The organism is Pseudomonas benzenivorans, from assembly GCF_024397895.1.
GTDB classification, from domain to species: Bacteria; Pseudomonadota; Gammaproteobacteria; order Pseudomonadales; family Pseudomonadaceae; genus Aquipseudomonas; species Aquipseudomonas benzenivorans_A.
Map to the genome: position 1 here is coordinate 577,571 of NZ_CP073346.1, position 12,286 is coordinate 589,856.

The 12,286-nt window shown below is 55.8% G+C and carries 9 protein-coding genes; 5 read left to right on the forward strand and 4 right to left on the reverse strand.

The window, feature by feature from the left end:
- Nucleotides 1-14: 14 nt before the first annotated feature.
- The gene (locus KDW96_RS02525; RefSeq protein ID WP_255838833.1) at nt 15-1,619 is read right to left on the reverse strand and encodes an ABC transporter substrate-binding protein; all 1,605 of its coding nucleotides are present in this window, start codon (nt 1,617-1,619) and stop codon (nt 15-17) included.
- 51 nt (nt 1,620-1,670) lie between these two features.
- Nucleotides 1,671-2,378, reverse strand: a complete 708-nt coding sequence (locus KDW96_RS02530; protein WP_255838834.1) for a maleate cis-trans isomerase family protein — start codon at nt 2,376-2,378, stop codon at nt 1,671-1,673.
- 1,016 nt (nt 2,379-3,394) lie between these two features.
- Between KDW96_RS02530 and KDW96_RS02535 the strand changes: the two genes are divergently transcribed.
- Nucleotides 3,395-4,315: a LysR substrate-binding domain-containing protein gene (locus KDW96_RS02535; RefSeq protein ID WP_255838835.1), complete on the forward strand. Its 921-nt coding sequence runs from the start codon at nt 3,395-3,397 to the stop codon at nt 4,313-4,315.
- Between the two features lie 21 nt (nt 4,316-4,336).
- Here KDW96_RS02535 and KDW96_RS02540 read toward each other — a convergent pair whose 3' ends face one another.
- On the reverse strand, nt 4,337-5,305 hold the full coding sequence (locus KDW96_RS02540) for a dipeptidase (RefSeq protein WP_255838837.1): 969 nt from the start codon (nt 5,303-5,305) through the stop codon (nt 4,337-4,339).
- A complete protein-coding gene (locus KDW96_RS02545) occupies nt 5,302-6,258 on the reverse strand; it encodes a PhzF family phenazine biosynthesis protein (RefSeq protein WP_255838838.1) in 957 nt (318 codons plus the stop codon). Before KDW96_RS02545 ends, KDW96_RS02540 begins: the two co-directional genes overlap by 4 nt.
- A 1,560-nt stretch (nt 6,259-7,818) precedes the next feature.
- Here KDW96_RS02545 and KDW96_RS02550 point away from each other — a divergent pair.
- Genes KDW96_RS02550 through KDW96_RS02565 form a run of 4 tightly spaced genes read left to right on the forward strand, consistent with a single transcriptional unit; the run spans nt 7,819 to nt 11,994 of the window.
- A complete protein-coding gene (locus tag KDW96_RS02550; protein WP_255838839.1) occupies nt 7,819-8,640 on the forward strand; it encodes a C45 family peptidase in 822 nt (273 codons plus the stop codon).
- Nucleotides 8,637-9,524, forward strand: coding sequence for a hypothetical protein (locus KDW96_RS02555; protein ID WP_255838840.1), 888 nt, complete (start codon nt 8,637-8,639; stop codon nt 9,522-9,524). The genes KDW96_RS02550 and KDW96_RS02555 overlap by 4 nt, the downstream gene beginning before the upstream one ends.
- A 31-nt stretch (nt 9,525-9,555) precedes the next feature.
- A complete protein-coding gene (locus tag KDW96_RS02560) occupies nt 9,556-11,142 on the forward strand; it encodes an asparaginase domain-containing protein (protein ID WP_255838841.1) in 1,587 nt (528 codons plus the stop codon).
- 33 nt (nt 11,143-11,175) lie between these two features.
- On the forward strand, nt 11,176-11,994 hold the full coding sequence (locus KDW96_RS02565; protein WP_255838842.1) for a hypothetical protein: 819 nt from the start codon (nt 11,176-11,178) through the stop codon (nt 11,992-11,994).
- Nucleotides 11,995-12,286: the final 292 nt, after the last annotated feature.

Consider the following 12,286-nt stretch of genomic DNA (forward strand, 5'->3'; position numbering starts at 1 on the left):
TAATGTGCAACTGATCAGGCTAGCCAGACCCGTTCAATCGCTCGTCCGCCCATCATGCGATCGGCACCATCGGCAGCTGGGCCCTGGACGTTATCAGCGTATGCGTCCAGTTCCGTCGCAAATGCGAAGATCGAATTACCTCCGTCCATGTGTACGATCTCCTGCATATCCCAGTACATCTGCTTGCGTTTAGCAAAGTCGGTCTCGACCTTCGCTGCAAGCATCAGTTGCTCAAATTTTTCGTGACACCAAAAGGCTTCGGCCCAAGGCGTTCCGCAGGCAAAAGCCACTTGGAACATCATCCCAGGGGTGGGTCGAGTGGTCCAATTTGAAATGCAATACGGCTTCTTCATCCAAACATTAGACCAGTAACCGTCGTTGGGTTCGCGTACAACATTGATGTTAATGCCGGCAGCTTTGCCTGCTTCTTTCATTAACACTGCTGTATCGACGGCGCCAGGATAAGCCGCGTCAGCGGTGCTTAAACTGATGTCAAGTTTTTCTAGCCCAGCCTCCTTAAGATGGAATCTAGCTTTGTCCGGATCATAGGTGCGCTGCTTTAGTTCCGAGTGGTGGAATGGGTCGACCGACGGAATAGGATGATCGTTCCCTAGGCTGGCATAACCCTGAAAGACGCGGTCAACGATCGCCTGGCGGTCGACGCCGTACTTGATCGCGAGGCGTACATTCTTGTCCGCAAATGTTGGCGTCCTTACATCCATGACCGACGTGGCATATCGCCCACCTTGGCCCTCAATCAATTGGAACTTACTGATGCTTTTCAGGCGGTCAACGATCTTGGTATCGACTCGGTCGATGATCATTACCTCACCACTAATAAGAGCGTTTGTCCTAGCAATTGCATCAGCCAAGAAGAGTACTTCGACTTCATCCACCCAGCCGCGGTCAGCCTTCCAGTAGTTAGGATTTCTCCTGCCGCGGAAGCGGACGCCGGGCTCAAACTCTTCGACCATATATGCACCGGTACCGATCATCTTTCCCCAGTCGCGAAAATCTTCAGGCACTATCTGCAGGTGATAATCGCCTAGGATAACCGGCATGTCCGCATCGCCAGTTTCATGGGTGATGATTACGGAGTTGTCCTTCGCGGTGATCGACGTGACGCCCGCGAGAACCCCTTTGGCAATTGAAGTCGAAGACTCGCCTAGGTGACGGTTCAATGAATATACGACGTCTGCAGGGGTTAAGGGTTTTCCATTGTGGAACGTCACACCTTGACGAATATTGAATACCCAGCGCTTAGCCCCGTCCGAACTCTCCCAGCTTGTTGCGAGCTCAGGAATAGGCGTGCGATCTGGACCGATCTCGACAAGGTTGTTAGCAACCGCATGGCCGACCGTGCCAATGTAAATCTCATTATAGGTGGCTGGGTCTAGAGAATCGGTCGTACTGCCGCCACTGACTGCCATCGTCAGCTTGCCGCCCTTAACAGCAGGCGTATATGTGCGGCCAGTCGAAGTCATCGAGCCAAACGCCGGCGCACTGCCGATTAATGACATTCCCCCGAGGGCTGCGACCGATGCTCCTCCTAATAGTCCAAGCGCGGACCGGCGGGTCATGCTGGCTACTCCGGTATTCGGTAGAATTATTTTGCTCATTGTGCTACCTCGTCTAGATTAGGTGTCTTCGCCTAGCGCATCAGGGTTTATTTATTCAGCCCTGGAGCGCGCAAGGCGGCCGGGGACATTTGCAGTTGGAAGATGAAGCTGTAGTAACAGCTCGTGGAAAAGGGCCTGATTGCTAGTTACGACCGGCAGGCCAGTTACTGTTTCAAGGGCCTCGATACACTCAACTGCGCGCATGTCTGTACAACTTAAAACCAGCACGTCGGCACTGTTGTGATCGCCGGCAATAATCATTTCAATGATTCGATCCGGCGTAAGCTCACCCTGCTGCAGGCTTGTTAAAGGGGTGCTCGGGTAGGTCTGGGCTACTACCTCAAATCCCGCTTCTGTCAGGAAGTCCGACCCTCTCTGCGTCAGGGCGGCATCATAGGGCGTTACGAAGTGAACTCGCTTTGCACCAAGCCGATGCAGGCTGGCCAATATCGCTCCGGACGTCGTTATGGCCGGGCATCCGGCATCGAGGGACAGTTGATTAGCGAATGCGCTATCGCCTTCTGGCCCAAGCGAAAGCGTCGCAGAGGTACAGCCATAAATGACAAGATCTGGACCTGTTGCAGACAGCAACGTCAGGGCCTCTTCCAGCGACGTGGATGCCATCGCTTTCATCTCGGACAACCCCGGTACCTCCTCGACCGGGTAACCGCCAATACGGGTTACATGAATTGACAGCTCCTGCGGAGCCATCAGTGCCATGTCAGGCTCAAGATTAGTATTCGTGTAGGGCAGCAGCACCCCACATCTTGCCCGGGCACGACGGCTATTAGAAATTTTAGGGGCGTTACCTAGAGTCATTCGCATCGGTGCCATCAGGATTATGCCATATTCAATGTTTGAGTCTTGCGGGAGGAACTCTAGGGGCTTTTGCGGGCACCCGAGTGTCGAAACTCCTACGATTTTTATTCTATTCGGACTGGATGCTAGGCCCGAAAGAATGCTACACACAAACGAGTTTTTCTTTCGCTTGCACAAGTAAAATTTGTTGAAAAAATGCGCGTGTTGAGAGTGCCTACTAGAGGCGCCCTGATGTAGAGCTGGTTTCTCTGGAGGCGCCGGCCCTCGATGCTGCCAGAATATCTGGCGAGCGTGCTACCAGTAATTCGCTGGCGGCCGGCCAGCTGCCCTTGCCTCCCCACTGGCTAAGTGGTGTAGTCTACGTGAGGCGCCTGCCAGCCCGGTCGCATGTGTAGACTGGCTATTGGGGAGCGTTCAGCTTTGTCCTTAGGCCTGAAAAAGCATGCTTTGATAGCATTTGGGAGTCCCTAGAAATTGGCTGATCACGTTCTCGTGATATCCACAGTCAGGGGGCGGAATGGGTGGTACCCCGTCTCGCGTTGAGTTGGCGCTCAGCATTTTGGTAGATATTAGTATTTTTTGTACCCAATAGAGAATTGCTTGCGCAGCTAAGGATATTCTGAAAAAGCCCCCGAATCTGCGAAGCCACTGCTCTGTAACCCGCATGGTTGTGGGGCGAATTGCAGAGATTCGTATTCAGCCCATGCAGTATGCGACAGAAGGCAGTGGGTAATCGTTATTGCTGGAGGGGCGCTCAGCATAGCTAACAGCCCCTTGCACAAAGTCTGCGGCTCAGAGAGGGCTCAAGAGTGCCGAGTATGAGAGAAAGGAAAAGAGACTCTAAGCAGCTCTGGTCGCCCCCCGAAGTTTTTTGGTCAGAGTAAAATAAAGCGCGCAACCTGGGGCTTAATTGAACAGTTCATACGCACCTCTTCCATCTGAACAGAGAAGGTAGCATGCCATCAACACGCGCTATCAAACTTCCAATGCTGACCGCGCTTCCCGCTTTTGAGGCATCAGCCAATCTGGGTAGTTTTACAAAAGCGGCTGAATCGTTGAATCTTACTCAATCAGCGGTCAGCTTTCAGGTAAGAAAACTTGAAGCCGACTTGGGGGTGGCGCTGTTTATACGAAGTCAGCGATTACTGACTTTAACGCCCGAGGGGGTACGGTTTCTCAAGGCCGTGCAATCCTCCCTTGATATCCTGCGAGCTGAGTGCGAAGCACTGGCTGAAAAAGAGCGACGACCCCAGCTGGTACTCAGTGCCTCGTTCTCACTTAGCAGTCGCTGGTTGATTCCTCGTTTACCTAGCCTGCAAGCCCAGCTTACAGAAGTTGATTTGCGTCTTGATGCTAACGATAGGGCGGTTGACCTAGAGCATGAAGGTATAGATATTGCCATCCGCTATTGCATCTGCCCGCCTAAAGATATCAAACATCAGCCGCTTTTTCAGGATCATATCTTTCCGGTCTGTTCGCCTCAATTAGACTTGAATTTGACGCTACAGCCGTCGTTAAACTGTCTTGCTGGCATTACGCTACTGCATGACAATATGACTGATTTCGGATGGCGCAATTGGTTGGCTTCAGTTGGAGTCGATTTGCCGAATGCGGACCGGGGCCCGCGCTTTAGTCACACTGCTGGAGCTATAGAAGCTGCAATTAGAGGGCAGGGAATGGCGCTCGGCAGGTTGGCACTTGTTGCCGAAGACCTAATTAGTGGTCGACTCATTCGCCCATTCGGCCAAGTGGCTGTGTCCGAGTACGCCTACTACGTTCTCTGGCCAGAAAAAACTCGCCAACCGGAGTTGACGAGAGTTGTTCGTGATTGGTTAAAGCGAGAAGCCGAAATTACCCACTCCGCCATCTTCGGATAATCTTCGACTCGTGCCCTAACCCTACTTCCAGACAGCGCTCGCTACCCGTGCGAAGTTTTCCCCAAGTACACCTGCGATCTCGCCGTCAGTAAGGCCACGCGCCTGCATTCCCTTGATCAGATCCGGAATGCAGGAGGGGCCCCCATGGCCAATATGCGGTGTGTCGTATTGCTGGCCCTGCGGCCAGAAGTCTGGTCGAGCCCGCAGGATCACGCTGAGATCTATTTCGGTGCCTGGCGTGGAGTCGAAGCCAAGGCCGACATGGGCTGGTCCTACCAAGTCAAACAGATAGAAAAGATGCCGCAGCATGGTTTCGGGGCTGATGTCATTGTTTCCAAGAAAAATGCCCAACCCATTCAATCCAATAACCCCGCCCTGTTGTGCGCAAGCCTTGATCTGAACATCATTGATGTTACGCTGGTGGTTCAGAACAGCACCCGGATTAGAATGAGAAAACACTACCGGAGTCTGAGACTGCTCCATCAAGTCCATACTGGTACGGAAGCCCGCGTGGCTTGCATCCACGATTATCCCAAGTCGATTCATCTCCGCCAAAATGGACGAGCCATAAGCAGTCAGGCCAGTATCTTCATCATGGCATCCTCCAGCCGCGGCGTTACTCAGATTATAGGCAAATAGCATCTGACGAACGCCAAGAGCGTGATAGACCCCGACCATATTCACGTCGCCACCTAGCGCGTTAATACCCTCGAGATCGAAGCTAACGGCCAGGCGGCCTGACTCCTTGGCGGCGCGAACCTCCGCCATCGTCCCCGCGAGAACATAGCGATCCTGCTGCGCCAGAATTCCGTGCCTGTATGCAGCAAGGGTTGCCAGTGTCTCATCCCGGGTCATCACATCGAAGCCGACGTTGATACTGACATAGTCCACATGATTGGCAGACCAATCCTCAAGGACCTTCAGGTCCAGAGTCGGCGAGGGAAAAATTCCTGCATGTGCGTCCCAGACTAAAGAAGCACTCTGAATCAAGACTCACCCCCTAACAGAACCTGTAATTTGCCGTCGATGACGCGTGAAGCCACACCGCCTACCTGCAGACGCTCAATTTCGCTATCGCGTAATGTAATACGAGTCGTTACATGACTTGGGCGCCCAAGTTCCATCCCTTGCTCGGCCTGAACTAGCACGTCGCCATTCGCTCCCGGTAGGACGATGCCCTTGCGCAGGAGATAGGTGGCCAAGGCGGCGTTGGTTGTACCTGCCGCAGCCGATTCGGCGACACCAACTGCCGGGCAGAAGTCGCGCACATGAACAGTTCGTCCGGGTTGCTGCACTTCGGTACTGAACGTGGCAATTGTTTCAAGCCCGTTTTCACGGCAAAACTGGGCCAAAGCGTCCATGTTGGGCTTAAGCCGTGCCATTGCAGCCAGGCCTCGCATAGGTAAGCACAAGTGAATGAAATCGGCGCTTGCTACTTCGGCCGGGAAGTCAGTCGAAAAGTCTTCTACTGTCACGCCCAAAAGAAATGCAAGACGCTCCATATCAAGGTTTGATCCAGTAAAAGTAGCGGGTGACACGTCTAGCATTACCTCCACCCGACTCTCCGCATTACGCCCGAACTCGACTGTCGCGCTGCCTTTGGGCAAATTCAGAATTGCTTCTGCGATTCCCGTCTCTGGGCAAGCCAGTAATCCGGCATCAACGAGTCGAGTGATCAGGCAAACGGTGCCATGGCCACACATTGGCAATTCAGCGACGGTGGAGAAGAATTGTACTTTTATCTGATTTTCAGTGCACATATCTACGAAGGCTGTAGCAGGGGCGCCAATTTCCTTCGCTATGAGAGGTCGCATCTGAGGAGGGATGTCAGATGCATTGAGGATGCTAGCACCTTGGCTTCCGGAGTATGGGGTGCTAGTGAAGGCATCGTAGATAGCAAAAGGAAGGTCAATCGCCCCTTTATCCTTCACGGATGTGCTCATCTTAAGCCTTCCTATGCATGTAAAGACGCTTCGTATTCGATTGGATTAGTAGCATGCTGTAGCTCACAACGAGATTCCCTCAGCGATGACCGCGATAGAGTTGTTGTACACAATACCGCTGGTGAGCGGGCGTTCAAGCGAGTAGTTCTTGCCGATGGTACAAATTTCGTTCGTAGGACGAGGTCTGCTCTGATTTGAAGTCCCTAACTGCAAAAAATTAGTTTTTTGCACGCATCTTTTTGGCGCCTGATGTGTTTCACAATCCCCTTGTGCATGTTTCGCAAATGACGATAGCGGAAGCTATGTTTTTTTCGTTTTATCGGTTTTTGTGGGCCATGACTGCTATCTTTTGATGTTAAACAGCTTGCTGCCCCCCCAGTGTCAGTTAGTTGTCGACTGATTGGATTCATCAAAAACGGCACCGGGGGGGCAAGAGCGATGCAAATCCGCGTTATCCACCTGAACGTAAAGCTGCCCTATTGAAGTAGCTGTCGCCACTGCTGTACCTGTGCATGGTCGAGTTGGCTCGCCAGGAACGCATCAGCGAAGTGACGTCTTGTGCTTGGTGTAACCAGGCCAAGGCAGAAGGAAGCGTTGTGCCAATAAATAGGAAGTTTGCCGATGGCAGGCCTGCCGGGACTGAATTCGCTGTGGTGCTGGAAAATACCCCATAGTCAGATCGTGTCGCGGCTGGCGGATCAGGGGCGTAACCTGGCAAACGTATACAGTGTCCTGCGCGTCTCCGATCGGCAGCACCGTCCTGGTTGGAACCAGCCGCCGCGCACGGCGATAGGGTCGACCAGCCATGCGGCCATCGCCGGCAACTAGATGTGGTCGCGGGATATCACTTACCTAGCTTGAAAAGCGCGGCGGTACAGGGTCAATAGCCGTCCAATGCTTTCCGCAGCCGCCCATTGCGAATCTTTACTTTTTCGCAAAGATCGTTTGTGAAATAGCCAGTGTTTCGCACTCATCCTGTGCGGATTGCACACACCTCTACCGCCCGCGATGGTTGGCCTGTATCGCTGTTTTGGGCAGGCGCTGCCTGCTGGCTGCATTGTTTGATGTGGTAATCCCCCCTGAAAAAGCACATCGGGAGAGCTAAAAGTGAGAGAGCGAGTTGAGCCATCCCTGGACTCGTGCGCCACCTTCGAATGGCCACTTCTGGCCGCTTTCTGCCGGTTACCAGCGGCTGCTTAGGGTTGACCCCGGCCGGTCACGACTGGCTAGAAGCGACCCTCGGCTATCGCCATGCAGCCTCAATCTTGTGGTCACCGATTGATTTTCGCGCGCGGTATCCCTCGCTTTAAACACGGTAGAACCCGAACTTGGCATCTGGGCAAGCTGGACTAATCTCAGTGAACCTTGAAAAGGAGTTCGAGCGATGTCCCATCATGCGCAAGGCTGCGCGCTTCCGCTTCTCACTACCCCCTGGCGGTCCTTCACCGCCATCGCTGTCCATACCGCAGTAAATAACCCCTAGCACCATATCGGTTCACCTCATGCGTGAAGCCGACCCAGTGCGCTCGTCCTCATTTCGCAAGCAGGCAAGGAGCCTCTATGTGCACCATCGGTACCGTCTTTGACGGCAACACCATCCATACCTTCAAACAGTGCGACCTGATCCCCATCACTACCTTCAACGCACCGGAAGTGCGTGCCGGCAGCAATGGCGTGAACAGCTACATCGCCATGACGCGCCAAGGGAGCTCAGGCATCTGGGCGGGAGTCAACAACCACGGCGTAGCCTTTGTCGCTGCAGATACCTACACCACCACCGCGGCCAACTATTACGCCAGCAGTGCGCAAACCGAAGCATTGTTTGCTGCCTACGAGGCCAGTATCAGCAGCCATACCAGCGCAATCGAGGCGGCGCAAAGCCTGATCGACTTCTACCGCAGCATGGGCGGCAACACGCCGTTTCCGGCACCAGATATCGCCATGATCAGCGGCTGGGAAGACCCGCAAAAGACCCGGCCGATCAGCATCCTTATCGAGTACATGCCCAATCCCTTCAACCAGGACTGCGTGCGCCTGATCAAGCGCCGCGACGGCTTTTTCGTTTCGACCAACAACTTCCGGCTACAACCCGATGCCGTGCAGTACGCCGCCAATCACAGCACCTACCTGCGCTTGCAACGCGCCGAAACCATTCTGCAGGTCGATCCCAGCCAGCAGGGCATCAAGACCCTGCTCAGCGACCAGTATTACGGACAAACCGAACTCTCGATCTGCCGTGAAACCGAGTACCTCGGCATCGAGTTCCACACCCAGGCCACCGCGCTATTCAGCGTCAACGCCAACAACTCGATGTGCGAGTACCAGATCAACGGAAACCCGAGAAACAACCCCCTCAGCGTATATCCGGAGTCCCTGTCATGAGCACCATCGACATCACCCTCAAGGCCGCCGACCAAGGGCCAATCGCCCCTCCCGCGCAAGGCTTCTTCTATGTCGATCAGGGCAACTATCAAACCTTCGTCCTGGCCGACACACCGCTGACCGCTTACTCCGACAGCGCCACTTCCTGCATCATCACCGCCGTGGTCAGCAGCTTCGACAATCGCAACACCCTGACTCTCGCCCATCTCGACAGCCCCGACTGCATCGACGCCTTCTTTGACCTGATCGCCTCCCAGGCCGCCAACGGCTATCAAGTGTTCGCCCAGGGCGCCAACCCGCCGGACAACAGTACCGCCCAGGACAATGCCAACCAATTGCGAACCCGCATTGACCAGCTCGGCAGCAAGGTCGCTCGCTGCGAACTGGCGCTCCTGCAGGGCGACCCACGACAGGACAACCGCGGCGATTTCGGCGTCAGCTACTCCGGCGATGGCCGCGCGGTGGCCAGCAACCAGCCCTATGACCTGCAGCTGTACCAACGTGACCCGACCTGCGGCGGGCAAACGGTGTACTGCATCATGCGCCGCCAGGAGCAGCCGCCCGTGCAGATACGCGACGCCGGCCAGCCCTTCACCCATGCCGAACTGGTCGAACTGGCCGAAATCGCCCTGCAATTTCGCAAGGACCCGCAAGACCCCGCCACGGCCTTCAGCAACATCGTCAACCTGCAAAGCGACGAGATTCGGCAGAACTGGTCGACTACACCGGCCTATGAAGCGCCCTGGTTCTCCGACCAACTCAAACTCGGCGCCGCATTCGCCATTGCCATGGCGCCCGTGGTCAGCCTCAGCGCTCAACACCTGAGCCGCACCACGCCGCCAAGCTTCGGCCGATTGCGAAAGGCCCTGCTGGTCCCGCGCTAACCGAACACCCGCCTATGCAAGGAGGCATACCATGAATATCGCCATCATCAACACCGGCGGCACCATCAGCTGTGTCGGCGACCCGCTAGCGCCGATGACCGCCAGCGCCTTCGCCGAGGCCAGCGAGCAGTTGCTCAACCCGATCCTGCAGCAGCAATTCCCCGACCTCAGCATCGGCTACCTTACCGAGATCAGCTTCCCCGAGTCGGCTACGAAAACCCTGGACAGCACCAATCTGCAACCCACCGACTGGTGCATCATGGCCCAGGGCATCCTGGAGAATTACGCCGCCTACGACGGCTTCGTCATTCTCCACGGAACCGATAGCATGGACTTCTCCGGCGCGGCGTTGGCGTTCCTGCTCAACAGCTTCGACGCTAACGGCTACGGCACCGCCGTGCTGAGCAAGCCTGTAATCATCACCGGCTCACAGGTGCCGCTGTATTACCAGGCCGGCAGCGATCAGGCGTTAAGCCTGAACTTCAACACCGACGCCTATCAAAACCTCTGTGGCGCGGTCGCAGCCGCGCAGTGCGGCATCGCCGAGGTGTGTGTGTATTTCCACAACCATCTCTATCGCGGCAACCGTGCGGTCAAGACCAATGCCAGCCAGTTCGACGCCTTCTCGTCCCCCAATTATCCGGCCCTAGCCAAATACGGCATCGAACTGACGCTGAACAGCGAAGCCTGTCTACCAGGTCCCGTGCACAGCAACCTCAGCCTGGATACCCCCACTGTGCTGGCCAAGCAACAAAGCCAGGTCAGCAGTATCCAAGCCTGCATCAATACTTTTCCGATCGTTCAACTGAACGCATTCCCTGCGCCCTACAGTCTCTCGCCGCCCAGCGCCTTTCTCGCCACGCTGATCGACGCCGTGGTCAAGGCCGGGGCGTGCGGCATAATTTTGGAGTCCTATGGCGAAGGCAACTTTCCCTCCGGCAACCCGGACACACCTAGCGCAGGAGCTATCTATCAGGCCCTGAATCAGGCCAATCAAAGCGGGGTGAACCTGGTCGATTGCACCCAGGTATTGGCCGGCACGGTGAACAACAGCGCTTACGCCGCCGGTGCCTGGCTACCCCAGGTTGGTGCCCTGTCTCCGGCGGACATGACGCCCATGGCCGCCCTGGCGAAGCTGATGATCCTCATGGCCTCAGCCGCCTCCAACGGCTGGACACGCCAACAAGTGCAGAGCCTGATGCAAACCAATCTCGCCGGCGAGATGCTCAGCGTGAACTATCTGGATAGCCGGACCAGCGCTGAACTCTTGCCCAACCAGAGCATCAGCGCCCTGGACGGCAGCGCCACCCTGACCAACACCTCCGATCAGGGCCCTCTATTACTCGCCAGCGACCAGAGCACCCCTCTGTGGCGCCTGCCCATCACCATCCAGCCGGGTGATCTCCCTGGCCGCTTGCGCATGCAGGATGACGGCAACCTGGTGTTCTACAACCGCAACAACCAGGCCATCTGGGCCAGTGATACCGGCCGATACGGCGGCGCCTCATCGCGCCTCGTCATCAGTGGCCATTACGCCAGCTCAGCCCAGGACAACAGCCTGCTCCTGCAGGTTTACGACTACTCCAGCATGGTCAGCGCCTGCCAGCTCTACCCCTAACCCTACCCTGTCTCCACCGAAGAGGAATGCGCCATGAACACCTCACCACGCCCCTTCAAATTCAGCGGTGTGATTGCCCCCCAGGATTTCTTTCACCAAACCACAAGCGCCACTGCACTGGGTGCGGTGCCGGACGAACACTACATAGCCCCTATGGTCATACCGGTGCAAATCAGCGTGCCCGAAAAAGAAACCATCGGCGTACCCCAGTATTCGGCCACGGTTTACGGAGAGGCGGCAGGAGGCTACGCCCCCTCCAGGGACTGCCAGGGCAACTTCATGTCCTTCAAGTTCCAACCCAACAACAACTGTTACGCCTACGGCTGCAACATCACGCCCAACACCTTTCCGCAGCCAGGACGGCAGAGCGGCTACTTGCTGACCGCAGCGGACTTCAAACAGCCCTTAGCCGATCTGGGCGCCCTGGTCAGCAGCTACGCCGTAAAAGACGGGTTGGAGTTTGTCGGCACTAGCCTCGAAGAACTGTTTGCCTTTAAGTCCAGCAAGCAGGGCACCAACCCACAGCTGCCAGGCAAACTGGGGGCGGGCTACCTCGGCGGGCACTTCGTCGCGCTGATGGTTTCCACCGCGGGCGACGCCAACTGGCCGGGCGACTACCACTGGGCACGCTGTGACACCTCATCTGGCGCTTGCGACAGCTGGTCACAAAAAGATGGCTCCGATCAGGTCACCAACTTTGACTTTGCCGGCAACCCCATCAGCAATCCCATGACAGCCAACTGGCAAGTCAACCAGGGGCCAATATCCAGTACTGACAACCGTGAACTGGTGGTGGAGTACGGTTTCTATTGCTTTATGTTCGTCCCGGAAGCGGGCGTCCAGATCATCTAAGCCTGCGTTGACCATCGATAAAAAGCCCAGCGCCCAGAGGGTGGCTGGGCTCGTCACCCTACTGAATCGTCCCCAATTTCGTAGACAGATCCGAATGAATGCTTCTGGCCGGTCTCAGCCGGTTTCCAGAGGCAACTACGAAGCAATTATGGCCGGTCGTGTGCGGCGAGCAGGTCCATGACCAGCACCCTCCGCTATACGCCATACCTCCCTGACTTCTTCTCCCCCAATCCCTAGCTGGAACTATCGCGCTCAAGGTCAGCGTCATCCTCGAAATGGTCTTTGACCCCTT

Bases quoted from the DNA above. Each gene is read 5' to 3' on its own strand.
- KDW96_RS02525 (WP_255838833.1), bottom strand. From the start codon at position 1,619: ATGAGCAAAATAATTCTACCGAATACCGGAGTAGCCAGCATGACCCGC.
- KDW96_RS02535 (WP_255838835.1), top strand. From the start codon at position 3,395: ATGCCATCAACACGCGCTATCAAACTTCCAATGCTGACCGCGCTTCCC.
- KDW96_RS02545 (WP_255838838.1), bottom strand. From the start codon at position 6,258: ATGAGCACATCCGTGAAGGATAAAGGGGCGATTGACCTTCCTTTTGCT.
- KDW96_RS02550 (WP_255838839.1), top strand. From the start codon at position 7,819: ATGTGCACCATCGGTACCGTCTTTGACGGCAACACCATCCATACCTTC.
- KDW96_RS02555 (WP_255838840.1), top strand. From the start codon at position 8,637: ATGAGCACCATCGACATCACCCTCAAGGCCGCCGACCAAGGGCCAATC.
- KDW96_RS02560 (WP_255838841.1), top strand. From the start codon at position 9,556: ATGAATATCGCCATCATCAACACCGGCGGCACCATCAGCTGTGTCGGC.
- KDW96_RS02565 (WP_255838842.1), top strand. From the start codon at position 11,176: ATGAACACCTCACCACGCCCCTTCAAATTCAGCGGTGTGATTGCCCCC.